A 25,535-nucleotide genomic window follows, 5' to 3' on the forward strand; every position below is an offset into this window, starting at 1 on the left:
ATATACCTGTCCTCAAGTAGTTGAAGTTCTACGCATAGCGCGCAAGCCCAACTGCTTGATGAAGGTTTGCGGTGGATCAGGTGAGAATCTAGCAGAGGCTGGATAACCTGCCAGTGGCCTGAAACGCATCGCGGGGCAAGCCCGCTCCCACAGGAGCTCTGTGGGAGCGGGCTTGCCCCGCGATTTGATGTTACTGGCTTTCAACCCTTGAGCGGTGCAATCCCACCACGCTTCTTGGTCTGCAGCAGGTGCGAGAACACCGCATGCAGGTCATCCGAGGCGCTGTCTTCATCGAGGTTGAGCTTGCTGTCGATGTGGTCCATGTGGTGCATCATCAGGCTCACTGCCTGGTTGACGTCACGGGCCTCGATGGCGTCGATCAGCTGCATGTGCTCGTCGTAGGAGCAATGCGAGCGGTTGCCGCTTTCATACTGGGCGATGATCAGCGAGGTTTGCGACACCAGGCTGCGCTGGAAGCTGATCAATGGGGCATTGCCCGCCGCTTCCGCCAGTTTCAGGTGGAACTCGCCGGACAAACGAATACCGGCACCGCGATCGCCACGGGAGAAGCTGTCGCGCTCCTCGCGGACCATCTGGCGCAGTTCGTTGAGTTGCTCGGCAGTGGCGTGCTCGACCGCAAGCTCGGTGATGGCGCGCTCGACCATGCGTCGCGAGAAGAACACCTGGCGGGCTTCCTCGACCGTCGGGCTGGCCACTACCGCGCCGCGGTTGGGCCGCAGCAGGACCACGCTTTCGTGGGCCAGGCGCGACAGGGCGCGACGGATGATGGTGCGGCTGACGCCGAAGATCTCGCCCAGGGCTTCCTCGCTCAACTTGGTACCCGGCGCCAGACGCTGCTCGAGGATGGCCTCGAAAATGTGCGCGTAGACGATATCGTCCTGGGTTCCGCTACGACCGGCCTTGCCGGTACGCACTGGTTTCTTGAGAGGTTGCAGCTGTTCGTTCATGGGCACTCGAGCACGGAGATCCGCCAGTCGGACCCTGACTGTAATACCAGCCAGTGGGGCGATGGCAAGTCCTGGTAAGAAAATTAAACGATTAAGGTATTGGCACATTGTACACAGCCGCAGGGATTTCTGCAGGTGGCGATGGCCTTTATAGCTGCACTGGCAAATTATCTGAGCACAACAAAGAAAACATTATTTGCATTCTTTGTATACAAACGCATAATCCATCCGTGCAACTTCCTGACCCAGAAGTCAACAAACGGTCCGGTGGCCTGCCATCCCATCCGCCTCACAGAGCCCCCCAGTGCGTGCGCAGGACTGGTTCTGGAAAACAAGAAAAGACTTGAGGAGTACACGCTGTGGAAAGCCGCAAATCCGACGCCCCTACGCTGGATCTTGCCCCACCGCTCGAAACGAGCTGGCTGGAGCGGATTTTCAAACTCAAGCTACATGGCACCACCGTCAAAACCGAGATGATCGCCGGGTTGACCACCTTCATCACCATGGCCTACATCATTTTCGTCAACCCCAACATCATGGCCGATGCCGGCATCGATCACGGCGCGGCGTTCGTCGCCACCTGCATCGCCGCCGCCCTTGGCTGCCTGTTGATGGGCCTGTACGCCAACTGGCCAGTAGGCCTGGCGCCGGGCATGGGGCTCAACGCCTTCTTTACCTACACCGTGGTCGGGACCATGGGCTACACCTGGGAAGCCGCGCTGGGCGCGGTGTTCGTCTCCGGGGTGCTGTTCATGCTGCTGACCTTGTCGCGGGTGCGCGAATGGCTGCTCAACAGCATTCCGGTCAGCCTGCGGCATGCCATGGGTGCCGGCGTCGGATTGTTCCTCGGACTGATCGGTCTTAAAACCGCCGGGATTGTCGTCGACAGCCCGGCGACCCTGATCAAGCTCGGCTCGCTGCATGAGCCTGGCCCGCTGCTAGCGGCCATCTGCTTTTTGATGATCGCGGTGCTCAGCTACCACCGGGTGTTCGGCGCGATCCTGATCAGCATCATCAGCGTCACCCTCGCCGGCTGGGGCCTGGGCCTGGTGGAGTACGGCGGACTGTTCTCGCTGCCGCCGAGCCTGGCGCCGACCTGGATGGCCATGGATGTCGCCGGCGTGTTCAACGTCAGCATGATTGCCGTGGTGTTCGCTTTCCTTTTCGTGCACATGTTCGACACCGCCGGCACCCTGATGGGCGTGGCCCAGCGGGCCAACCTGGTGAATGCCGACGGGCGCATCGAAAACCTGTCGCGAGCGCTTAAAGCCGACAGTGCATCGAGCGTGTTTGGCGCCGTGGTCGGCGTGCCACCGGTGACCAGCTATGTGGAGAGTGCCGCGGGGGTCGCCGCCGGTGGCCGTACCGGGCTTACCGCGGTGGTGGTGGGCCTGTTCTTCATCGCCGCGATGTTCTTCGCCCCGCTGGCCGGGATGATTCCTGCCTATGCCACAGCCGGCGCGCTGATCTACGTGGCGATGCTGATGATGGGCAGCATGGCCCACATCAACTGGGATGAAGCCACCGACAGCATCCCGGCGATTGTCACTGCGATCATGATGCCGCTGACCTTCTCGGTCGCCGACGGCATCGCCCTGGGCTTTATCACCTATGTGGTGCTCAAGGCCGGGACCGGACGCTACAAGGAGATCTCGGCAAGCCTGTGGGTGCTGACGGCGATCTTCATTGCCAAGTTTGTATTCCTGTAAACACAACTGCAGGTAAACAGGGCCTCACCTTCGGGTGGGGCTTTTTGTTGTCGGCTAAACAGTGCTGATGCCTGAGTGGTCCCTGTGGGAGCTGGCTTGCCAGCGATCGACCGCGAAGCGGTCGTAATCCGGGCAACAACTTTGGTGCGAACCGCACTGGCCTCATCGCTGGCAAGCCAGCTCCCACAGGGATAGGCGGGATCTCGAATCACAGGCAAAAAAAAGCCCGCAGTGTGAGCGGGCAAGGACCTACGAAGATTCTTCTAGCGACCAACTAGCTTCCACGATAGGTCGAGTAACTGTACGGCGAGATCAACAGCGGTACGTGGTAGTGATCCTGCTCGGCACTGATGCCGAAACGCAGCACCACCACATCAAGGAAAGCAGGCTCGGGCAGTTGTACGCCGCGGGCACGGTAGTAATCGCCGGCGCTGAACTGCAGCTGGTAGACACCGCTGCGGTAATCATCGCCTTGCAACAGCGGCGCGTCGCAACGGCCATCGCTGTTGGTCAGGGTAGTGTTCACCAGCTCCAGCTGCTGGCCTTCGACCCGGTACAGCTCGACCTTGATCGAGCTGCCAGGGCAGCCATGAGCGGCATCCAGTACATGCGTGGTCAAACGTCCCATTGCTTGCTCGCCTCTGTTCTATCTGTGGGCAAAAAATACCCGCACGCCAGCGTCAGGAAGCCCGACAACGTGCGGCTGTCGGATTATTAAGACATTTCTCTGTAAAATTGTACACAATAATTCGGTATTCTTTCCTGACATGCCGCTCATCCCCTGTAAATAAGCCATCAGTCGCAAATCCACGCCATTGGCCGACGCGACCGTCATTAGCTGACCGATCAGGCAGGTTTCTTGCAGGGCTCCTTATAGAGGCAGGAGTGGGTAAAAAGGCAAAGAAAAGCGAAAAAACAGGCTTACAAATCGCAAACAAAGTTGTATACAATCATTCCATCGTCGTGGCCGATACCCTACCCGGGTGCCCACGCCCTCCGCATTAACGTACAAGAAGGAAGACTGCAGTGAGCGCTGATTACCCTCGCGACCTGATCGGTTACGGCAACACCCCACCCCATCCGCGCTGGCCGGGGAACGCCCGCATTGCTTTGTCTTTCGTGCTCAATTACGAAGAAGGTGGCGAACGCAACATCCTTCATGGCGATAAAGAGTCCGAAGCCTTCCTCTCGGAAATGGTCTCCGCCCAGCCGCTGCAGGGCGCGCGCAACATGAGCATGGAGTCGCTGTACGAGTATGGCAGCCGCGCTGGCGTGTGGCGCCTGCTCAAGCTGTTCAAGGACACCGGTGTACCGCTGACCATCTTCGCCGTGGCCATGGCCGCCCAGCGCCACCCGGACGTGATCCGCGCCATGGTCGAAGCCGGCCACGAGATCTGCAGCCACGGCTACCGCTGGATCGATTACCAATACATGGATGAGGCCCAGGAGCGCGAGCACATGCTCGAAGCCATCCGCATCCTCACCGAACTCACCGGCGAGCGTCCGCTGGGCTGGTACACCGGCCGCACCGGGCCGAACACCCGCCGCCTGGTGATGGAGGAAGGTGGCTTCCTCTACGACAGCGACACCTACGACGACGACCTGCCCTACTGGGAACAGAACAATCCGACCGGCAAGCCGCACCTGGTGATCCCCTACACCCTGGACACCAACGACATGCGCTTCACCCAGGTGCAGGGCTTCAACTGCGGCGAGCAGTTCTTCCAGTACCTCAAGGACGCTTTCGATGTGCTCTACGAAGAAGGCGCCGAGGCACCGAAGATGCTCTCGATCGGCCTGCACTGCCGCCTGATCGGCCGCCCGGCGCGCCTGGCCGCGCTCAAGCGTTTCGTCGAGTACGCCAAGAGCCATGACCAGGTCTGGTTCGCCCGGCGCGTGGACATCGCCCGTCACTGGCATGCCACCCACCCTTTCCAAGCCGAGAAAGCATGATGACCGCATTCAAGACCCTGAAGCCTTCGACCCTGGATCGCGCAGCGTTCGTTGCAGCCTTCGCCGACATCTACGAACACTCGCCGTGGGTCGCCGAAAAGGCCTACGACCTGGGCCAGCTGCAGGAAATCGAGCAGATCGAAGCCCTGCACCAGCGCATGAGCGACATCCTCCTGAGCGCCGACCACGCCGCCCAGCTGGCGCTGATCAACGCGCACCCGGACCTCGCCGGCAAGGCCGCGATCCAGGGTGAACTGACCGAATCGAGCACCCATGAACAAGCCGGCGCCGGTATCCACCAGTGCACCGCCGAAGAGTTCGAGCGCTTCACCGAACTCAACGATGCCTACAAAGAGAAGTTCAAGTTCCCGTTCATCATGGCGGTCAAAGGCAGTAACCGGCACCAGATCCTGGCCGCCTTTGAAAAGCGCATCCACAACTCGGTCGAAGCCGAGTTCAAGGAAGCGCTGGCGCAGATCAACCTGATCGCCCTGTTCCGCCTGCTGCAGCTTTAAGGGCGTCGACCGCCGGGCTGGCCCGAGTGCGCGACGCGAGCGTACCCAGGGCCTGACCGGCGCAACAACGGCCCCCTCCACAACACAGAATAAAGAGAATCCGCATGCGCACTTTAGTGATTGAGCCCCTGAGCAAAGAAGCCTTCGCCCCTTTCGGTGACGTGATCGAAACCGACGGCAGCGACCACTTCATGATCAACAACGGCTCGACCATGCGCTTCCATCGTCTGGCCACGGTCGAAACCGCACAACCCGACGACAAGGCGATCATCAGCATCTTCCGCGCCGACGCGCAGGACATGCCGCTGACCGTCCGCATGCTGGAGCGCCATCCGCAGGGCAGCCAGGCTTTCATTCCGCTGCTCGGCAACCCCTTTCTGATCGTGGTCGCGCCCGTTGGCGATGCACCTGTATCAGGCCTGGTCCGTGCCTTCATCAGTAATGGAAGGCAGGGCATCAATTACCATCGCGGCGTCTGGCACCACCCGGTGCTGACGATCGAAAAGCGGGATGACTTCCTGGTGGTTGATCGCAGTGGCACTGGCAACAACTGCGATGAGCATTTTTTCAATGAGGATGAGCAATTGATCCTCGCCCCCCACCAATAAGAGAAGACCTGAGCGCCCGGCTACAGGGCGCCAGGGTAGAGGTAAAGACTGTGGAAGCACATCTGTTGGAATGGCTGAACCTGAGCGTGCGTTGGGTTCACATGATCACTGGCGTGGCATGGATTGGCGCGTCGTTCTACTTTGTCTGGCTGGAAAACAACCTCAACCGGGCCAACCCGCGCGACGGTCTGTCCGGCGATCTCTGGGCGATTCACGGTGGCGGGATCTACCACCTGGAGAAATACAAGCTGGCTCCGCCAAAAATGCCGGAGAACCTGCACTGGTTCAAATGGGAAGCCTATTTCACCTGGATGTCGGGTATCGCCCTGCTGTGCCTGGTGTTCTACTGGAACCCGACCCTGTACCTGCTGGCCCCCGGCAGCACCCTGAGCGGTGGTGAAGGCATCGCCATCGGTATCGGTTCGCTGATCGCCGGCTGGTTCATCTACGACTTCCTCTGTGACTCGCCGCTGGGCAAACGCCCTGCCCTGCTCGGCCTGGTGCTGTTCGTGCTGGTCATCGCCGCCTGCTACGGCTTCAGCCAGGTGTTCAGCGGCCGTGGCGCGTACCTGCACACCGGCGCGATCATCGGCACCATCATGGTCGGCAACGTGTTCCGCACCATCATGCCGGCCCAGCGTCAGCTGGTCGCCGCCATCGAAGCCAACCAGACGCCCGACCCGGTACTGCCGGCCAAGGGTCTGCTGCGCTCGCGGCACAACAACTACTTCACCCTGCCGGTGCTGTTCATCATGATCAGCAACCACTTCCCGAGCACCTACGGCAGCCAGTACAACTGGTTGATCCTGGCAGGTATCGCGGTGGCTGCGGTGTTGGTACGTCACTACTTCAACACCCGTCATGACAGCAACAAGTACGCCTGGACCCTGCCGGTCGGTGCCCTGTCGATGATCTGCCTGGCGTACGTCACCGGCCCTGCGCCGATGCCGAGCGCCCCTGAGCAGGCCGCCGCCAAGGTCGAGTACCAGCCGTTGCCGGAAACCGCCCTGGGTGGCAAGACCGCTGCCGAGAAAGCTGCTGAACAGGCTGCCGCTCCAGCACAGCCTGCCGCACCGACCGAGGCGCCAGCCAACGCCACCGCCAAGCTCGACGACGCCGGCTTCGACAAGATCCACAGCGTCATCCAGGAGCGTTGCACCGTGTGCCACTCGGCCAAGCCGACCAGCCCGCTGTTCAGCGCCGCTCCTGCCGGGGTGATGCTCGATACCCCGCAACAGATCCAGCAACAGGCCGCACGCATCCAGGCACAAGCCGTGGCTACGCAGATCATGCCGCTGGGCAACATCACCCAGATGACCCAGCAGGAACGTGAACTGATTGGCGCCTGGGTCGCCAAGGGAGCACCGACCCACTAAGGCAGCCGCAAGCTGCCAGCTGTAAGCGACAAGCAAAAAAAAGCTGCAAGCCAAGCGCGACCTCCTGCTTCTTCTTGAAGCTTGGCGCTTGAAGCTTGCAGCTCCAAGAATAAAAACAAAACCGAGGTGTTGCATGTCCGAGTCACGCAAGGCGTACATCCCTGTTGCGCCCCCACGACAGCCACTGCCCCTGTTCCAACTGTTCCTGGTGGGTCTGCAGCATGTGTTGCTGATGTACGGAGGCGCGATTGCCGTGCCGCTGATCATCGGACAAGCCGCCGGACTTTCTCGTGAAGAAGTCGCTTTCCTGATCAATGCCGACCTGCTGGTCGCTGGTGTCGCCACCATCGTCCAGTCGTTCGGCATTGGCGCAGTCGGCATCCGCATGCCGGTGATGATGGGCGCAAGCTTTGCCGCGGTCGGCAGCATGGTGGCCATGGCCGGCATGCCCGGCGTCGGCCTGCAGGGGATTTTCGGCGCGACCATCGCCGCCGGTTTCTTCGGCATGATCATCGCGCCGTTCATGTCCAAGGTCGTGCGCTTCTTCCCGCCCCTGGTGACCGGCACGGTCATCACCTCGATCGGCCTGTCGCTGTTCCCGGTTGCCGTCAACTGGGCCGGCGGTGGCGCCGATGCCGCGCCCTTCGGCTCCCCCGTCTACCTGATCGTCGCCGGCCTGGTGCTCGCCACCATCCTGCTGATCAACCGCTTCATGCGTGGTTTCTGGGTCAATGTCTCGGTACTGATCGGCATGGGCCTGGGCTACATCATCGCCGGCTCCATCGGCATGGTCGACCTCTCTGGCCTGAGTGAAGCGCCATGGGTACAGGTCGTGACGCCGCTGCATTTCGGCATGCCGACCTTCAGCCTGGCGCCGATCCTGTCGATGTGCCTGGTGGTGGTGATCATCTTCGTCGAGTCCACCGGCATGTTCCTCGCCCTGGGCAAGGTCACCGACCGTGAAGTTACCCCGGGCATGCTGCGCCGCGGCCTGATGTGCGATGCCGGTGCGTCGTTCGTGGCCGGCTTTTTCAACACCTTCACCCACTCCTCGTTCGCCCAGAACATCGGCCTGGTGCAGATGACCGGCGTGCGTTGCCGCTACGTCACCGTGGTCGCCGGCGGCTTCCTGATCCTGCTCAGCCTGCTGCCAAAAGCGGCGTTCCTGATTGCCTCTATTCCGCCTGCGGTACTCGGCGGGGCGTCGATTGCCATGTTCGGCATGGTCGCCGCCACTGGCATCAAGATCCTTCAGGAAGCCGACATCGCCGACCGCCGCAACCAGTTGCTGGTGGCCGTCAGCGTCGGCATGGGCCTGATCCCGGTAGTGCGTCCGGAGTTCTTCGCGCAGATGCCGCAGTGGATGGAACCGATCACCCACAGCGGGATTGCCATGGCCACGGTCAGCGCGTTGATCCTCAACCTGCTGTTCAACATTCTCGGTGGCGCCGAGCGCGCCGCCCACAACGATACCGCCCACCAGCACTGAGCCTTTGGGCGGCGCTTGCCGCCCGGCATCACCCAAGCAATACGCAAGGCCGTCGACCCGTGGGAGCGGGTCGGCCGGGGCGCTTCGCGCCAAAAAAACCGAAAACCAACAATAACAAAGCCGGGAATCACAACATGAAAGGCATCACCACTTCCCTCCTGCTGGGTAGCAGTCTGCTGGCCACCTTGCCAGCCGCCGCAGGGGACTTGCTGCTCTGGCACACCAACAGCCTCACCTACCTCTACGGCAAGGACTTCCAGGTCAACCCTGCAATCCAGCAGACGGTGACCTTCGAACATGCCAACAAGTGGAAGTACGGCGACACCTTCCTGTTCATCGACAAGATCTTCTACAACGGCGGCACCGACCGCAACAAAGGCAACAACACCTACTACGGTGAATTCAGCCCGCGCCTGTCGTTCGGCAAGATCTTCGATCGCAAATTCGAGTTCGGTCCGATCAAGGACGTGTTGCTGGCCATGACCTACGAGTCTGGCGAAGGCGACAACGAGGCCTACCTGATCGGCCCCGGCTTTGACCTGGCGATCCCCGGTTTCAACTACTTCACCCTCAACATCATGCAGCGCAACACCGAAGGCAGCCGCCCCGGTGATCGCGTCTGGCAGATTACCCCGACCTTTTCCTACACCATCCCCGTGGGCAAGTCCGATGTGCTGATCGACGGCTACATGGACTGGGTGGTGGACAACGACCAGAGCCGGCGCGGCACCTACCACGCCAACCTGCAGTTCAACCCACAGGTCAAATACGACCTGGGCAAGGCCCTGAACCTGGGCGCCAAGCAGTTGTACGTGGGTATCGAGTACAGCTACTGGAAAGACAAATACGGTATCGAGAACAGTGGAAAGCTCGACACCAACCAGAGCGTTACCAGCGCCCTGGTTAAGGTTCACTTCTAAAAGCTGACCAAATGCACAGTTTTTGCCTCACCCGCTCCAGGACGGGGCACTTGAGGACCGGCGCGCAAGTCAGTAATCTGCGCGCCCCCTCGATCAGGGCAGGACGGATCCTGCCTGCGTTTGCTGACCGCTCAGTCAATGAATTCGGGCGGTTGGCAGGCGTCACGCCAACCTGAAATACCCATTTTCAACTGTTCAGAAAGACGTCGAGCAGGATTGCTTGCGCCACCCCGGAAGGTTGGCCCAGCTCTTGCCAAACAGCTGTGCCCAATCGAAAAAAACTGACCCAAAAGACAAGTATTTACCCAAAAGGTGCCGCACCAGAGCACCGACACAGAATCAATCAAGGGAGCAACTACGCGATGCGTATTACCAACAGCCTGATCCTCGCCAGCGGCCTGCTGGCGGCCAGCACCGCCGCCAGCGCCGGTGATCTGCTGCAATGGCAGAACAACAGCCTGACCTACCTGTGGGGCAAGAACTTTGCCGTCAACCCGTCGATCCAGCAGACCGTGACCTTCGAGCACGCCGATGCCTGGAAGTACGGCGACAACTTCATCTTCGTCGACAAGATCTTCTACAACGGTGACAAGGACTTCAACAACGGCCCCAATACCTACTACGGCGAAATCAGCCCGCGCCTGTCGTTCGGCAAGATCTTCGACCAGAAGCTGGCCTTCGGCCCGGTCAAGGACGTGCTGCTGGCGATGACCTACGAGTTTGGCGAGGGCGACACCGAGTCCTACCTGATCGGCCCGGGTTTCGACCTGGACATCCCAGGCTTCGACTACTTCCAGCTGAACTTCTACCAGCGCAACACCGAGGGCAGCCGTGCCGGTGACAACGTCTGGCAGATCACCCCGGTCTGGTCCTACACCATTCCTGTGGGCAAGTCCGACATTCTCATCGATGGTTTCATGGACTGGGTCGTCGACAACGATGCCACCAGCCGCCGTGGCACCTACCACGCCAACCTGCACTTCAACCCGCAGGTCAAATATGACCTGGGCAAGGCGCTGAACTGGGGCGAGAAGCAGCTGTATGTCGGTTTCGAATACGACTACTGGAAGAACAAGTACGGCATCAAGGACAGCGATGCCTTCGATACCGATCAGAACACTGCCAGCTTCCTGGTCAAAGCGCACTTCTGATCAAAGAGGCAAAGCCCTTCGGGCTTTGATCGCCGGCAAGGCCGGCTCCCACAGGATCGGTTTAACACCTGCCCCTGTGGGAGCTGGCGTTGCCAGCGATGAGGCTATCAGCCTCTGACAGCACGCCAGAGCTTGCCGATCAACGCAACCACTGCCAACACTGCAGCACCCGCGACAATCCCCACCCCGGCATTGAGCAACGTACTGGTCAGCACCCCGCCGCGCCCTGCGCTGAAGGCTTCAATGGCGTGATGCAGCGGCGCCACGCCGTGCACCAGGATCCCGCCACCGACCAGAAACATCGCCGCCGTACCGATCACCGACAGGCTCTTCATCATGTACGGCGCCGCGCGCAGGATGCCGTTGCCGATCGCCTTGGCCGCGCTCGAGGCCTTCTGGGTCAGCCACAGGCCCAGGTCATCGAGCTTGACGATGCCGGCCACCAGGCCATAGACACCGATGGTCATGACAATGGCGATGCCCGAAAGGACGATGATCTGCTGGGTCAGCGGCGCATGGGCGACCGCGCCTAGGGTGATGGCGATGATCTCGGCCGAAAGGATGAAGTCGGTGCGCACCGCGCCCTTGATCTTGCCCTGCTCGAAGGCCACCAGGTCGACTGCTGGGTCCGCCACCGCCTCAACCAGCGCCGCATGCTCGGCCTGGTCTTGTTCCTTGCTGTGGAGGAACTTGTGCGCGAGCTTTTCGAATCCTTCAAAGCACAGGAACGCACCGCCGACCATCAGCAGCGGCGTCACCGCCCAGGGGATGAAGGCGCTGATCAACAGCGCCGCCGGCACCAGGATCAGCTTGTTGAGGAACGAGCCCTTGGCCACCGCCCAGACCACCGGGATTTCCCGCTCGGCACGCACGCCAGTGACCTGCTGGGCATTGAGCGCCAGGTCATCGCCCAGCACCCCTGCGGTCTTTTTTGCCGCGACCTTGGTCATTACCGAGACATCGTCGAGTACCGTGGCGATATCGTCGATCAATACCAGAAGACTGCTTCCTGCCATGTTTGCCTGATTCCAGCGGGTTGAGAGGGCCACAGTCTAGCTCAAAGTCGCCACCTTGAGCCGCTTGCGAACGCGGTGCTACCATGCGCAACCGCCCTCCCAGGCCCGGTGCCGCCAGCGGCCAGACACGAGGAACAGCGTCAACCATGAGCAGCATTCGCGAGCGCAACAAAGAACTGATCCTGCGCGCGGCCAGTGAAGAGTTTGCCGACAAGGGCTTCGCTGCCACCAAGACCAGCGACATCGCGGCCAAGGCCGGCCTGCCCAAGCCCAACGTCTACTACTACTTCAAGTCCAAGGAAAACCTCTACCGCGAGGTCCTGGAAAGCATCATCGAGCCGATCATGCAGGCATCGACGCCGTTCAATGCCGACGGCGATCCCAAAGAGGTATTGAGCGCCTACATCCGCTCCAAGGTGCGAATCTCCCGTGACCTGCCGTTTGCTTCCAAAGTCTTCGCCAGCGAGATCATGCACGGCGCGCCGCACCTGAGCCCGAGCCAGGTCGAGCAGCTCAACGAGCAGGCCCGGCACAACATCGAGTGTATCCAGGCCTGGATCGACCGCGGCCAGATCGCCCCGCTCGACCCGCACCACCTGATGTTCAGCATCTGGGCGGCGACCCAGACCTACGCCGACTTCGACTGGCAGATCTCGGTGGTCACCGGCAAGGCCAAGCTCGATGACAGCGATTATGAGGCGGCGGCGCAGACCATCATCCGCCTGGTGCTCAAGGGGTGTGAGCCGGACGCTTAGGCAAATTTGCCGAGATCCCTGTGGGAGCTGGCTTGCCAGCGATGAGGCCAGCGAGCGCTTTGCGCTCGATCGCTGGCAAGCCAGCTCCCACAGGTTCCGCGATAGGCCTTAAGCCGCTACCCCCGCATCCGCCGTCAACCCCGCCTCCTCGATCGCACTGATCGCGCATTGCTCGTCGATATCCGAGGTATCGCCACTGATGCCGATCGCCCCCAGCACCACGCCCTGCTGATTACGAATCAGCACCCCGCCCGGCGCCGGTACCACCGGGCTCTGGCCCAGGCCGTTGAGCGCGGCGAAGAACGCCGGGCGCTGCTGCGCATCCAGCGCCAGCAGGCGCGAGCCCTTGCCCAGGGCAATTGCACCCCAGGCCTTGCCCATCGCTACTTGCGGTCGTAGCAGGCTGGCGCCGTCTTCACGTTGCAGGGCCAGCAGATGCCCGCCGTTATCCAGCACCGCCACGGTCAACGGCGCGGAGGAGATCTTGTGCCCGGCAACCAGCGCAGCATTCACCAGGCTGACAGCGACTTTCAAGGTCAAAGCGTTCATGGAAAGGTCCTCTTGTTGTTAGAAGCCCGAGGGCAGGTGTAAAAATCAATAGAACAAATAGAACACAATGGCGAATATTTTTGTATACAATAATTTCGACGCGATGAACCAATTCTGACGAAATGCCATTTTTAAAGGCTTCCCGACGAAAGCGCCGATCGCCGATGAAAATGGATTGACCAGAGTCGCCTGGCGTGAATACACTCTGGTGAAAAGCAATTTGTATACAATTACAAAATCAAAGAGGCACAAAACCATGAGCAAAATGAGAGCAATTGATGCAGCCGTTCTGGTGATGCGCCGCGAAGGTGTGGAAACCGCGTTTGGCATTCCGGGTGCAGCCATCAACCCCCTGTACTCGGCCCTGAAGAAAGTCGGCGGTATCGATCACGTCCTCGCTCGTCACGTTGAAGGCGCCTCGCACATGGCCGAGGGTTACACCCGCACCAAGGCCGGCAACATCGGCGTGTGCATCGGCACCTCCGGCCCTGCCGGCACCGACATGGTCACCGGCCTGTACAGTGCCTCGGCCGACTCCATCCCGATTCTGTGCATCACCGGCCAAGCGCCGCGTGCCCGCATGCACAAGGAAGATTTCCAGGCCGTCGACATCACCAGCATCGTCAAGCCGGTGACCAAGTGGGCGACCACCGTGCTGGAACCCGGCCAGGTGCCGTATGCGTTCCAGAAGGCGTTCTATGAAATGCGCTCCGGCCGTCCAGGCCCGGTGCTGATCGACCTGCCGTTCGACGTGCAGATGGCCGAGATCGAATTCGACATCGACGCCTACCAGCCGCTGCCGGTGCAAAAGCCTGCGGCCAACCGCGTCCAGGTCGAGAAAGCCCTGGCCATGCTCGATACTGCCGAGCGTCCATTGCTGGTCGCCGGTGGCGGCATCATCAACGCCGATGCCTGCGACAAGCTGGTGGAGTTCGCCGAGCTGACCGGTATCCCGGTGATCCCGACCCTGATGGGCTGGGGCATCATCCCCGACGATCACCCGCTGATGGTGGGCATGGTCGGCCTGCAGACTTCGCACCGCTACGGCAACGCCACCATGCTCAAGTCCGACGTGGTGCTGGGTATCGGCAACCGTTGGGCCAACCGTCACACTGGCTCCGTTGACGTTTACACCGAAGGCCGTCGCTTCATTCACGTCGACATCGAGCCGACCCAGATTGGCCGGGTATTCACCCCGGATCTGGGTATCGTTTCCGACGCTGGCGCCGCCCTGGACGTGTTCCTCGAAGTGGCCCGCGAGTGGAAAGCCGCCGGCAAGCTCAAGGACCGCAGCGCCTGGCTGGAAGATTGCCAACAGCGCAAATCGAGCCTGCAACGCAAGACCCATTTCGACAACGTGCCGGTCAAGCCACAGCGCGTTTACCAGGAAATGAACCAGGTCTTCGGCAAGGACACCTGCTACGTCAGCACCATCGGTCTGTCGCAGATCGCCGGCGCGCAGTTCCTTCACGTCTACAAGCCGCGTCACTGGATCAACTGCGGCCAGGCCGGCCCGCTGGGCTGGACCATCCCTGCCGCCCTCGGCGTGGTCAAGGCTGATCCGACCCGCAAGGTCGTGGCGCTGTCGGGCGACTATGACTTCCAGTTCATGATCGAAGAACTGGCAGTGGGCGCGCAGTTCAACCTGCCGTACATCCACGTGCTGGTGAACAACTCCTACCTGGGGCTGATCCGCCAGGCTCAGCGCGGCTTCGAGATGGATTACTGTGTGCAGCTGGCGTTCGAGAACGTCAACGCGCCGGAGCTCAACGGTTATGGCGTCGATCACGTCGCGGTGGTCGAAGGCCTGGGCTGCAAGGCTCTGCGCGTGACCGAACCTGGCGAGATCGCCCCGGCCCTGCTCAAGGCGCAGAAACTGGCCGAAGAGTTCCGGGTACCGGTGGTGGTCGAGGTTATCCTCGAGCGCGTGACCAACATTTCCATGGGCACCGAGATCAACGCGGTCAACGAATTCGAAGACCTGGCGCTGGTCGGCAACGACGCGCCAACCGCGATTTCCCTGCTCGACTGATCGCTGCGAAGGCCCTGCTGCCGGGTGCACAGGGCCCCTTTTTGCAAGGAGACAACCATGCCACGTTTCGCCGCCAACCTGTCCATGCTGTTCACCGAGCAGGACTTCCTCGCCCGTTTCAAGGCTGCTGCCGACGCTGGTTTCAGCGGTGTCGAGTACCTGTTCCCGTACGACTTCAGCTCGGCTGAAATCAAGCAGCAGCTCGATGCCCACGGCCTGACCCAGGTGCTGTTCAACCTGCCGGCCGGCGACTGGGCCAAGGGTGACCGCGGGATCGCCTGCGACCCGGCCCGAGTCGAGGAATTCCGTGCCGGTGTCGATCTGGCCATCGCCTATGCCCAGGTGCTGGGCAACACCCAGGTCAACTGCCTGGCCGGCATCCGCCCACAAGGCCCGGACTGCGCCACGGTGCGCAAGACCTTCGTCGACAACCTCAAGTTTGCCGCCGACAAGCTGCAGGCGGCCGGGATCAAGCTGGTCATGGAAATGATCAACACCCGCGACATCCCCGGCTTCTACCTGAACACCACCAAGCAGGCGCTGGACATCCAGGCGGAAGTGGCCAGCAGCAACCTGTACCTGCAATACGACATCTACCACATGCAGATCATGGAGGGCGACCTGGCCCGCACCGTGGAAAGCAACCTGGCCAAGATCAACCACATCCAGCTGGCCGACAACCCGGGCCGCAATGAGCCGGGTACTGGCGAGATCAACTATCGCTTCCTCTTCGAACACCTGGACCGCATCGGTTACCAGGGCTGGGTGGGCTGTGAATACAAGCCGCTGACCACCACCGAAGCGGGCCTTGGCTGGCTGAAGAGCCACAACGCGATCTGACGCACTGACGGGCCTCGACCATCCCTGTGGGAGCTGGCTTGCCAGCGATGAGGCCCTCACAGCTACACCGCATTGTTCCCATCGCTGGCAAGCCAGCTCCCACAGGGGCCCGGCCCGCCAGCCGAGATTGAATAATTACAAGAGGCATTTCTCATGGCTAAAATCGGATTTATCGGCACCGGCATCATGGGCCGTCCAATGGCGCAGAACCTGCAAAAAGCCGGTCACAGCCTGTTCATCTCCACCCACCACGATGCCGCGCCTGCCGACCTGGTCGCCGCTGGCGCCGTGGCCCTGGCCAACCCGAAAGAAGTGGCCCAGGAAGCTGAATTCATCATCGTCATGGTCCCCGATACCCCGCAGGTTGAAGCGGTGCTGTTCGGCGACAACGGCGTGGCCCAGGGCGTTGGCCCGAACAAGGTGGTGATCGACATGAGCTCGATCTCGCCGACCGCCACCAAAGCCTTCGCCGAGAAGATCAAAGCCACCGGCGCCACCTACCTCGACGCGCCGGTTTCCGGTGGCGAAGTCGGTGCCAAGGCCGCGACCCTGAGCATCATGGTCGGCGGTTGCCCGAACGCTTTCGAACGCGCCCTGCCGCTGTTCCAGGTCATGGGCAAGAACATCACCCGCGTCGGCGGCAGCGGCGACGGCCAGACCGCCAAGGTCGCCAACCAGATCATCGTTGCCCTGAACATCCAGGCCGTGGCCGAAGCCCTGCTGTTCGCCGCCAAGAACGGTGCAGACCCGGCCAAGGTGCGTGAAGCACTGATGGGCGGCTTCGCCTCCTCGAAGATCCTCGAAGTGCACGGCGAGCGCATGATCAAGGGCACCTTCGATCCGGGCTTCCGCATCAGCCTGCACCAGAAGGACCTGAACCTGGCCCTGCAAGGCGCCAAGGAGCTGAACATCAACCTGCCCAACACCGCCAACACCCAGCAAGTGTTCAGCACCTGCGCCGCGATCGGCGGCGCCAACTGGGACCACTCGGCATTGATCAAGGGCCTGGAACACATGGCCAACTTCTCGATCCGCGACGACAAATAAGACCCCGGGCAACACCGCCCCTGGGTCAGCCTGCACGGAGGCGGGCCCAGGGGCGTTTTTGATTCCGAAGAACAATAAGATTGGAGCCTGCCATGTCGGTCGATCCGCAACACTTTCTGCGCGAGCTGTTCGCCACGGCCATCGATGCCGCGCATCCCCGCCAGGTCCTTGAAGCCCACCTGCCCAGCGACCGCAGCGGTCGCGTTATTGTCATCGGCGCCGGCAAGGCCGCTGCGGCCATGGCCGAAGTCGTCGAACGCGCCTGGAAGGGCCCGGTCTCCGGCCTGGTGGTCACCCGCTACGGCCACGGCGCCAGCTGCTCGAAAATCGAAGTGGTCGAAGCCGCCCACCCGGTCCCGGACGCCGCCGGCCTGGCCGTGGCCAAACGGGTGCTGGAAATGGTCAGCAACCTCACGGCTGACGACCGGGTGATCTTCCTGCTCTCCGGTGGCGGTTCGGCGCTGCTGGCGCTGCCTGCCGAAGGCCTGACCCTGGCCGACAAGCAACAGATCAACAAGGCCCTGCTCAAATCCGGCGCGACCATCGGCGAGATGAACTGCGTACGCAAGCACCTCTCGGCGATCAAGGGCGGGCGCCTGGCCAAGGCCTGCTGGCCGGCCACCGTCTACACCTATGCGATTTCCGATGTACCGGGGGATCTGGCCACGGTGATCGCCTCCGGCCCGACCGTGGCCGACCCGAGCACTTCGGCCGAGGCCCTGGCGATCCTCAAGCGCTACAACATCGAAGCGCCCGCGGCGGTTACCGCCTGGCTGAACAACCCGGCTTCCGAGACCGTCAAGGCCGATGACCCGGCCCTGGCCCGCAGCCACTTCCAGCTCATCGCCCGGCCCCAGCAGTCGCTCGAAGCGGCGGCGGTCAAAGCCCGCCAGGCCGGTTTCAGCCCGCTGATCCTCGGCGACCTGGAAGGCGAATCACGCGAGGTGGCCAAGGTCCATGCCGGCATCGCCCGGCAGATCGTCCAGCACGGCCAACCGCTGTCGCCGCCTTGCGTGATCCTCTCCGGTGGCGAGACCACCGTGACCGTGCGCGGCAATGGCCGTGGCGGGCGCAATGCCGAATTCCTGCTGAGCCTGACCGAAAGCCTCAAGGGCCTGCCCGGGGTCTATGCCCTGGCCGGTGACACCGACGGCATCGACGGCTCCGAAGACAACGCCGGCGCGCTGATGACTCCGGACAGCTACGCCCGCGCCGCGGCCCTGGGCCTGTCGGCCAGCGATGAACTGGACAACAACAACGGCTACGGCTACTTCGCCGCGCTCGATGCCCTGATCGTCACCGAGCCGACGCGGACCAACGTCAACGATTTTCGCGCCATCCTGATCCTCGAGAGTGCCTGACATGACGCCCGATAAAAAAGTCAAAATCCTTGCCACCCTCGGTCCTGCGATCAAGGGCATCGACGACATCCGCCAGCTGGTCGAGGCCGGGGTGAACATCTTTCGCCTGAACTTCAGCCACGGCGAGCACGAAGACCACGCCCTGCGCTACCAGTGGATCCGCGAGGTGGAGAGCCAGCTCAACTACCCGCTGGGCATCCTCATGGACCTGCAAGGGCCCAAGCTGCGCGTTGGCCGTTTTGCCGAGGGCAAAGTCCAACTGCAGCGCGGCCAGACCCTGCGCCTGGACCTGGACAGCACCCCGGGCACTGCCTCGCGGGTCAACCTGCCGCATCCGGAAATCATCGCCGCCCTGGAACCGGGCATGGACCTGCTGCTCGATGACGGCAAGCTGCGCCTGCGGGTGACCGCCAAGCACAGCGATGCGATCGAGACCGAAGTCCTCAACGGCGGCGAGCTGTCCGACCGCAAGGGTGTCAACGTGCCGCAAGCGGTGCTGGACCTCAGCCCGCTGACCGCCAAGGACCGCCGCGACCTGAGCTTCGGCCTGGAGCTGGGCGTGGACTGGGTGGCGCTGTCGTTCGTGCAGCGCCCGGAAGACATCGTCGAAGCGCGCCAGCTGATCGGTGACCGCGCCTACCTGATGGCCAAGATCGAGAAACCTTCGGCGGTCACCCAACTGCGCGCCATTGCCGAGCTGAGCGACGCGATCATGGTCGCCCGTGGCGACCTGGGCGTGGAAGTGCCGGCCGAAAGCGTGCCGCAGATCCAGAAGAGCATCATCAACACCTGCCGCGAACTGGGTAAACCGGTGGTGGTGGCCACGCAGATGCTCGAATCGATGCGCTTCTCCCCGGCCCCGACCCGCGCCGAAGTCACCGACGTGGCCAACGCCGTGGCCGAAGGCGCCGATGCGGTGATGCTCTCGGCCGAGACCGCCTCGGGTGACTACCCGCTGGAAGCGGTGCAGATGATGAGCAAGATCATCCGCCAGGTGGAGAATGGCCCGGACTACCAGGCTCAGCTCGACGTCGGCCGGCCGAAAGCCGAAGCCACCGTATCGGACGCCATCAGCTGCGCGATCCGCCGCATCAGCGGCATCCTGCCGGTGGCGGTGCTGGTCAACTACAGCGAGTCGGGGGCTTCGACCCTGCGCGCCGCCCGCGAGCGGCCACGGGCACCGATCCTCAACCTGACTCCCAACCTGTCCACCGCCCGGCGCCTGAGCGTGGCCTGGGGTGTGCACTCGGTAGTCAACGATCGCCTGCGCCAGGTCGACGAGATCTGCTCCACCGCCCTGGAAATCGCTCAGGCCCAGGGCATGGCCAGCCGTGGCGATACGCTGTTGATCACCGCCGGTGTGCCTTTTGGCAAGCCCGGGTCGACTAACACGCTGCGGATCGAGAGCTTGATCTGAGTTGAACCCCATCGCTGGCAAGCCAGCTCCCACAGGTGCTGTGCACACCGAACCTGTGGGAGCTGGCTTGCCAGCGATGAGGCCAGACCGGCCAACAACAATTCCGGTGGGACAACCCGGCCCAAAGAGGCTCCCCACTCCACATCAACCCAGACTGCCCCCATGTACACCAAGAATTTCGTCAACCCGTGCCCCGACTGGGCCACGGCCTTGCTCAACGGCTTCAGCCAGGTGCTGCTGCAGCGCAACCCGCTGTGTGGCCTGTGCTGCCTGCTGGCGATCACCCTGACCGCGCCCGACCTGGTCGGCGGCGCGCTGCTCGGTGCCCTCGCCGGGCTGCTGACCGCGCAACGCCGCGGCTACAACCGCAGCGACCGCCAGGCCGGCCTGTACAGCTACAACGGCGTGCTGATCGGCCTGTTGATCAGCTATGCCCTGCCCTGGTCGGCGATCCTGCCGCCACTGATCATCGCCGCCGGCGGCCTGAGCAGCATGCTCGTGCACCAGTGGCTCAAGCGCGGCCCCAAGCAATTGCTGCCCGCCTACACGGCGCCGTTCGTGTTGCTCGGCTGGGCTGCGCTGACCATGGCCGAACCCGCCGGCGCCGCCAGTACCGGCGTCGAGGCCAACCCGCTGTTTGCCCTGGCCCGTGGCCTCGGGCAGATCTTCTTGCTCGACCAGCCCCTGGCCGGCGTGCTGATTGCCATCGGCCTGCTGATCTCCAATCGCTACGCGGCAGTCTGGGCCTTGCTCGGCTCGGCCATCGGTGGCAGCGTGGCGTTGATCGGTGGCGAGGCCACGGCGGCCTATAACGGCCTGTTCGGCTTCAACGCCGCCCTGGCCGCCCTGGCCTTCAGCCAGGAGCGCCAGCGGCCCTGGTTGCCGCTGCTGGCCATCGTCCTGGCGATTGCCCTGCAACCGCTGTTCAGCCTGCTGCCGGTCGCCGGCCTGACCGCGCCGTTCATCCTCGCCTGTTGGCTGCTGCATGCCGGTGGCCGCCTGCTACGCGTGCCGGCGTCCCACAGCCGGCGTCGCTTGCACAGCTGAGGTGCAGCCCCTAGGCTCTGCCCATCTGCCTTTGGAACGAGCCTATGGACACCCCTTCGAGTTGGCGCGAGCAGCTCTACGTCATCGTCTTTCAAACCGACACCGTCGCCGGCCGACGCTTCGACAAGATCCTGCTGCTGATCATTCTCGCCAGCCTGGTGACGGTGATCCTGGACAGCATCGACGAGGTGCACCAGAGCTACGCCGGGCTGCTGGCGGCCATCGAGTGGGGCTTTACCGCGATCTTCCTGGTCGAGTACCTGATCCGCCTGTACTGCTCGCCCAAGCCCTTGCGCTACGCCTTCAGCTTCTATGGCCTGGTCGACCTGCTGGCCATCGTCCCGGGGATCATCGCCCTGTATTACAGCGACGCCCAGTACCTGCTGATCATCCGCGTCATCCGTATGCTGCGGATCTTCCGGGTGCTCAAGCTCAGCCCTTACCTGAAGCAGGCCAACTACCTGCTCACGGCGTTGCGCGGCAGCAAGCAGAAGATCATCGTCTTTTTGCTCAGCGTCTCGACCCTGGTGACCGTGTTCGGCACCCTGATGTACGTAGTCGAAGGCCCCGAGCATGGCTTTACCAGCATCCCCAAGGGCATCTACTGGGCCATCGTCACCCTGACCACGGTCGGTTTTGGCGACATCGTGCCCAAGACTCCGCTGGGCCAGGTGCTGTCGTCGATGGTAATGATCACCGGTTATTCGATCATTGCCGTGCCCACCGGGATTTTCACCGCGGAGCTGGCCAACGCCATGCGCGGCGAACAGCTGCAGCACGACTGCCCGGTGTGTCGGAAAAACAGCCATGAACACGGCGCCGCGTTCTGCTCCCGTTGCGGTAACGCACTGTTCAATAAAACGTAATAAGCAAAGCACTTTTTAATCTTTTAGCGCCTAAGGTCCAACCGCTATAGTCGCTGGCATAATGCCTTTAACGCCAACTCGAACAAGGAATGCGCAGTGAAAAAACTCTTCAGTGCCTCGCTTCTGGCCGCCGGCCTCGCCTTCGGCTCCGTGGCCCAGGCTGCTCCGGCACCTTTGCTGAACGTCTCGTATGACGTGATGCGCGACTTCTACAAGGACTACAACGCCGCGTTCCAGAAGCACTGGGAAGCCGAGCACAAAGAGAAGATCACCGTGCAGATGTCCTTCGGTGGTTCGAGCAAGCAGGCCCGTTCGGTGATCGATGGCCTGCCGGCTGACGTCATCACCATGAACATGGCCACCGACATCAATGCCCTGGCCGACAATGGCAAGCTGGTGCCGGACAATTGGGTCAGCCGCCTGCCGAACAACAGCGCGCCGTTCACTTCGGCCACCGTGTTCATCGTCCGCAAGGGCAACCCCAAGGCCCTGAAAGACTGGCCCGACCTGCTCAAGGACGGCGTCCAGGTCATCGTGCCTAACCCGAAAACCTCCGGCAACGGCCGCTACACCTACCTCTCGGCCTGGGGCTATGTGCTGAAGAACGGCGGTGACGAGAACAAGGCCAAGGACTTTGTCGGCAAGCTATTCAAGCAGGCGCCAGTGCTCGACACCGGTGGCCGCGCCGCGACCACCACCTTCATGACCAACCAGATCGGCGACGTGCTGGTGACCTTCGAGAACGAAGCCGAAATGATCGCCCGCGAGTTCGGTCGCGATCAGTTCGAAGTGATCTACCCGAGCGTCTCCGCCGAGGCCGAGCCGCCAGTGAGCGTGGTCGACAAGGTGGTCGACAAGAAAGGCAGCCGCGCCACCGCCGAGGAATACCTGAAGTACCTGTGGTCGCCAGAGGCGCAGGAAATTGCTGCCAACAACTACCTGCGTCCGCGTGATGCGGCGGTACTGGCCAAGTACACTGACCGCTTCCCGAAAGTCGACTTCCTGTCGGTAGAGAAGACCTTCGGTGACTGGCGCACCGTGCAGAAAACCCACTTCAACGATGGCGGGATTTTCGACCAGATCTATACCGGGCAGTAAGGGCCTCATCGCCGGGCAAGCCCGCTCCTACTGAATGTGTAGGAGCGGGTTTGCCCGGCGATTGCTTCGCGCAATACAACCCGCCGCCGCTGAAACTCACCGAACAACAGGCCTGATTCGGCTTTAACGCCTGCGGGCATCGGTGCTAAAGTCGCGGCCATGAACCGCACCCCCTCCGACCGCCCGCTGATTGCCTGGACCTTGTACTTCTGTGTCCTGTTCAATCTGTTCGCCTGCGGGATCGGTCACGGGCAGATGATGGGCCTGCAGCTCAATGGCATTGGCGGCGCCTATTGCTCAGCCATGGGCAGCGCCGGGCCGACACTGAAAAGCGATTTCGACGACCAGTCGGTGGCCGGCTGGGACAGCATGCAAACCTGCCCGGTGTGCGCCGCCGCCGTAGTTTGCCTGGGCCTTGCGCTGGTCATCGGCTGGCTGCTGGCGGTCACTCGTGTACGTCGCTATCACCGTGAGCTGCGCAGCAAAGCACCGCCGCGCTATTGCTGGCCCGCCGCCAACCCCCGCGCCTCCCCGCTTCTGGCTTGAACCTCCTGGCAGCTCCCCGGGCTGCCTGAACCGGCCGTTTTTGCTGCGCCTGCCTGACAGGTGCAGGCGGCCGCTGGCTCAATTTCCAGAGTGTGATTCATGCCCTACTCCTATCGCCTTTCCGGTTGCGCGGCGCTGCTGTGCGCGCTGTCCTTCAATGCTGTGGCCGAGGCGCCGCTGACCCTGCCCGACCTGCGCATCAACGGCCGCGCCGACGCCGAAGACGGCGTACTGCTCGACACCCCGTCGCAAACCGGCTCACGCCTTGGCCTGACGCCACGGGAAACCCCGGCTTCGGTGAACATCGTCAACCGCCAGCAGATTCAGCAGCGCGGCGCCCAGACTACCCAGGACGTGCTCAACGGCGTGCCCGGCATGACCGCCGCCTCGCCGCCCGGCTCTGCCGGCTCAGTGGCTTATCGGGGCTTTTCCGGGGCACAGATCACCCAGCTGTTCAACGGCATCAGCGTGCAATACGACTCCATCGCCGCGCGCCCGGTGGACAGCTGGATCTATGACCGGGTCGAAGCCGTCGGCGGGCCGTCGAGCTTCCTCTTCGGTGCCGGTGCCGTGGGTGGATCGATCAACTACATCACCAAGCTGGCCAGCCGCGACGAGAACTTCAACGAGGGGCGAATCAAGTACGGCTCCTATGACAGCAGCGAGACCTCGTTCGGCTTCAACCATGCGCTCAACGACGGCGACGGCATCCGCAACTACGCCCGCCTGGATTTCAGCCACAGCAAAAGCAATGGCTATGTCGATCGCGAAGAGCGCGATGCCTGGACCGTGGCGTTCTCCCTGCTCACCGACATCAACGACCAGCTGTCCCACACCCTGGCCGTGGAGTATCAGAACGAAACGGTCGACAGCCCCTATTGGGGCAGCCCGGTGCTCAACCCGCTGGGTGGCGAAATGAAGGTCGACGAGAGCCGCCGCTTCGAGAACTACAACGTCGAAGACGGCCGCTACGAACAGCGCGTGCGCTGGCTGCGCTCGATCACCGACTACCGTTTCAACGACAACACCTCGCTGCGCAACACCCTTTACCACTACAACACCGAGCGTAACTTCCGTAACCTCGAAACCTACGCCTACAACGCCGACAACAGCCGGGTAAACCGCTCCAACGCGCTGCTGCAACGCCACGACCAGGAACTCAACGGCAACCGCTTCGAGCTGCTCCACGAAGGCCAGTTGTTCGGCTTGAACAGCCAGTGGTCGGCGGGCCTGGACTACAGCCACAACGTGCAGATGAGCTACCCGCGCTCGATCACCGGCATTTTCGACAGCGTCGACCCGGCCACCTTCGAACCCGGGCATTTCTATGATCTGAACGGCATGGTCCCGGGCTATCAGAAGAACCGCGAGAACACCGTCGACACCTGGGCGGCGTTCGTCGAAAACCGTCTGCAACTGACTGAGCGCCTGTCGCTGCTCACTGGTTTGCGCTACGACCATATCGACCTCGATGTGCACAACTACCGCACGGTCGATGCCAACAACCCGCTGGACTTCCAGCGCAGCTACGAGCCCACCACCGGGCGCATCGGCCTGGTCTACGAACTGACCCCGGCGGCCAACGTCTACGTGCAGTACAGCACCGCCGCCGACCCGCCCTCGGGCATGCTCAGCACCGCCAGCTTCGCCTCGGTACGCGACTTCGACCTGAGCACCGGCAAGCAACTGGAAGTGGGCAGCAAGTTCAGCTTCCTCGACGGCCGTGGTGCCGCTACCGTCGCCGCCTACCATATCGAGCGCAAGAACCTGGCCACCGCCGACGCCGCCAACCCCAGCGTCACCCAGCCGGTGGGCAAGCAATCCTCACGCGGGGTCGAGGTGGCCGCGTCGCTGCACGTCACGCCGAAGCTGCTGGCCGAGGGCAACTTCGCCTATGTCGACGCCCAGTACGATGAGTTCAACGAGAACGTCGGCGGCCGCTCGATCTCGCGCAAGGGCAACACCCCGACCAACATCCCCGAGCGGGTCGCCAACCTGTGGCTGACCTACGACATCGACCCGAGCTGGCAAGTCGGTGCCGACAGCCGCTATGTATCTTCGGTGTATGCCGATGCAGCCAACACCCGCTATGCGCCGTCATACACGATCTTCGGCGCCTTCCTCGGTTTCAAGGTCGATGACGACACGCGCATCACCGCCCGGGTGCGCAACCTGACCGACGAGGTGTACGCCCGCTGGACCTCTGCGAGCATGCTCTACCTCGGTGCCCCGCGCACCCTGGAGCTGGCCGTGCAGACGCGCTTCTAGGACG

At 62.4% G+C, this 25,535-nt stretch carries 23 protein-coding genes; 19 read left to right on the forward strand and 4 right to left on the reverse strand.

Annotation, left to right across the window (positions count from 1 at the left end; genetic code table 11):
- Positions 1-200 precede the first annotated feature (200 nt).
- Positions 201-968 carry a GntR family transcriptional regulator gene (locus CCOS864_RS19795; protein WP_115088002.1) on the reverse strand — a complete coding sequence of 256 codons (768 nt, stop codon included), beginning with the start codon at positions 966-968 and terminating at the stop codon, positions 201-203.
- 359 nt (positions 969-1,327) lie between these two features.
- Between CCOS864_RS19795 and CCOS864_RS19800 the strand changes: the two genes are divergently transcribed.
- Complete coding sequence (locus CCOS864_RS19800) at positions 1,328-2,677, forward strand: NCS2 family permease (protein ID WP_038996292.1); 1,350 nt, start codon at positions 1,328-1,330, stop codon at positions 2,675-2,677.
- Between the two features lie 274 nt (positions 2,678-2,951).
- On the opposite strand, the gene uraH is transcribed toward CCOS864_RS19800, so the two are convergent.
- Positions 2,952-3,305 (reverse strand): hydroxyisourate hydrolase, encoded by a 354-nt coding sequence (gene uraH, locus CCOS864_RS19805; RefSeq protein ID WP_010225132.1) that lies wholly within the window; start codon positions 3,303-3,305, stop codon positions 2,952-2,954.
- A gap of 398 nt (positions 3,306-3,703) precedes the next feature.
- Between uraH and puuE the strand changes: the two genes are divergently transcribed.
- The 7 genes from puuE to CCOS864_RS19840 all read left to right on the forward strand — a co-directional run bounded on the left by puuE (position 3,704) and on the right by CCOS864_RS19840 (position 10,689).
- Positions 3,704-4,630, forward strand: a complete 927-nt coding sequence (gene puuE, locus CCOS864_RS19810) for an allantoinase PuuE (RefSeq protein ID WP_115088003.1) — start codon at positions 3,704-3,706, stop codon at positions 4,628-4,630.
- The gene (gene uraD, locus CCOS864_RS19815) at positions 4,630-5,145 is read left to right on the forward strand and encodes a 2-oxo-4-hydroxy-4-carboxy-5-ureidoimidazoline decarboxylase (RefSeq protein WP_115088004.1); all 516 of its coding nucleotides are present in this window, start codon (positions 4,630-4,632) and stop codon (positions 5,143-5,145) included. Before puuE ends, uraD begins: the two co-directional genes overlap by 1 nt.
- A 104-nt stretch (positions 5,146-5,249) precedes the next feature.
- A complete protein-coding gene (locus CCOS864_RS19820; protein WP_045200421.1) occupies positions 5,250-5,753 on the forward strand; it encodes an ureidoglycolate lyase in 504 nt (167 codons plus the stop codon).
- Between the two features lie 50 nt (positions 5,754-5,803).
- A complete protein-coding gene (locus CCOS864_RS19825; protein ID WP_115088005.1) occupies positions 5,804-7,129 on the forward strand; it encodes a urate hydroxylase PuuD in 1,326 nt (441 codons plus the stop codon).
- Positions 7,130-7,262: 133 nt separating this feature from the next.
- Positions 7,263-8,618: a nucleobase:cation symporter-2 family protein gene (locus tag CCOS864_RS19830; RefSeq protein WP_115088006.1), complete on the forward strand. Its 1,356-nt coding sequence runs from the start codon at positions 7,263-7,265 to the stop codon at positions 8,616-8,618.
- Positions 8,619-8,752: 134 nt separating this feature from the next.
- On the forward strand, positions 8,753-9,538 hold the full coding sequence (locus tag CCOS864_RS19835; protein WP_115088007.1) for an outer membrane protein OmpK: 786 nt from the start codon (positions 8,753-8,755) through the stop codon (positions 9,536-9,538).
- Positions 9,539-9,900: 362 nt separating this feature from the next.
- Complete coding sequence (locus tag CCOS864_RS19840) at positions 9,901-10,689, forward strand: outer membrane protein OmpK (RefSeq protein ID WP_115088008.1); 789 nt, start codon at positions 9,901-9,903, stop codon at positions 10,687-10,689.
- 107 nt (positions 10,690-10,796) lie between these two features.
- Here the strand turns inward: CCOS864_RS19840 and CCOS864_RS19845 are convergent, their stop codons facing one another.
- Positions 10,797-11,705: a DUF808 domain-containing protein gene (locus CCOS864_RS19845; RefSeq protein ID WP_115088009.1), complete on the reverse strand. Its 909-nt coding sequence runs from the start codon at positions 11,703-11,705 to the stop codon at positions 10,797-10,799.
- A 146-nt stretch (positions 11,706-11,851) separates the two neighbouring features.
- Here CCOS864_RS19845 and CCOS864_RS19850 point away from each other — a divergent pair, with 146 nt between their 5' ends.
- Positions 11,852-12,460 carry a TetR/AcrR family transcriptional regulator gene (locus tag CCOS864_RS19850; RefSeq protein WP_115088010.1) on the forward strand — a complete coding sequence of 203 codons (609 nt, stop codon included), beginning with the start codon at positions 11,852-11,854 and terminating at the stop codon, positions 12,458-12,460.
- Between the two features lie 108 nt (positions 12,461-12,568).
- Here CCOS864_RS19850 and CCOS864_RS19855 read toward each other — a convergent pair whose 3' ends face one another.
- On the reverse strand, positions 12,569-13,009 hold the full coding sequence (locus tag CCOS864_RS19855; RefSeq protein WP_115088011.1) for a GlcG/HbpS family heme-binding protein: 441 nt from the start codon (positions 13,007-13,009) through the stop codon (positions 12,569-12,571).
- A 256-nt stretch (positions 13,010-13,265) separates the two neighbouring features.
- Here CCOS864_RS19855 and gcl point away from each other — a divergent pair, with 256 nt between their 5' ends.
- From gcl to CCOS864_RS19910, 10 genes are all read left to right on the forward strand, one after another.
- On the forward strand, positions 13,266-15,041 hold the full coding sequence (gene gcl, locus CCOS864_RS19865) for a glyoxylate carboligase (protein WP_115088013.1): 1,776 nt from the start codon (positions 13,266-13,268) through the stop codon (positions 15,039-15,041).
- A 57-nt stretch (positions 15,042-15,098) separates the two neighbouring features.
- Complete coding sequence (hyi, locus tag CCOS864_RS19870; RefSeq protein ID WP_115088014.1) at positions 15,099-15,881, forward strand: hydroxypyruvate isomerase; 783 nt, start codon at positions 15,099-15,101, stop codon at positions 15,879-15,881.
- Between the two features lie 153 nt (positions 15,882-16,034).
- Complete coding sequence (locus tag CCOS864_RS19875; protein ID WP_115088015.1) at positions 16,035-16,928, forward strand: 2-hydroxy-3-oxopropionate reductase; 894 nt, start codon at positions 16,035-16,037, stop codon at positions 16,926-16,928.
- 92 nt (positions 16,929-17,020) lie between these two features.
- The gene (locus CCOS864_RS19880; RefSeq protein WP_115088016.1) at positions 17,021-18,289 is read left to right on the forward strand and encodes a glycerate kinase type-2 family protein; all 1,269 of its coding nucleotides are present in this window, start codon (positions 17,021-17,023) and stop codon (positions 18,287-18,289) included.
- A gap of 1 nt (position 18,290) precedes the next feature.
- Positions 18,291-19,706, forward strand: a complete 1,416-nt coding sequence (gene pyk, locus CCOS864_RS19885; RefSeq protein ID WP_115088017.1) for a pyruvate kinase — start codon at positions 18,291-18,293, stop codon at positions 19,704-19,706.
- Positions 19,707-19,868: 162 nt separating this feature from the next.
- A complete protein-coding gene (locus CCOS864_RS19890) occupies positions 19,869-20,753 on the forward strand; it encodes an urea transporter (RefSeq protein ID WP_115088018.1) in 885 nt (294 codons plus the stop codon).
- 44 nt (positions 20,754-20,797) lie between these two features.
- On the forward strand, positions 20,798-21,619 hold the full coding sequence (locus tag CCOS864_RS19895) for an ion transporter (protein WP_115088019.1): 822 nt from the start codon (positions 20,798-20,800) through the stop codon (positions 21,617-21,619).
- A gap of 96 nt (positions 21,620-21,715) precedes the next feature.
- Positions 21,716-22,717, forward strand: a complete 1,002-nt coding sequence (locus CCOS864_RS19900; RefSeq protein ID WP_115088020.1) for a sulfate ABC transporter substrate-binding protein — start codon at positions 21,716-21,718, stop codon at positions 22,715-22,717.
- 159 nt (positions 22,718-22,876) lie between these two features.
- Positions 22,877-23,263, forward strand: coding sequence for a DUF2946 domain-containing protein (locus tag CCOS864_RS19905; protein ID WP_115088021.1), 387 nt, complete (start codon positions 22,877-22,879; stop codon positions 23,261-23,263).
- Positions 23,264-23,362: 99 nt separating this feature from the next.
- Positions 23,363-25,531 carry a TonB-dependent receptor gene (locus CCOS864_RS19910; protein ID WP_115088022.1) on the forward strand — a complete coding sequence of 723 codons (2,169 nt, stop codon included), beginning with the start codon at positions 23,363-23,365 and terminating at the stop codon, positions 25,529-25,531.
- Positions 25,532-25,535: the final 4 nt, after the last annotated feature.

Source organism: Pseudomonas wadenswilerensis, assembly GCF_900497695.1.
GTDB lineage: Bacteria > Pseudomonadota > Gammaproteobacteria > Pseudomonadales > Pseudomonadaceae > Aquipseudomonas > Aquipseudomonas wadenswilerensis.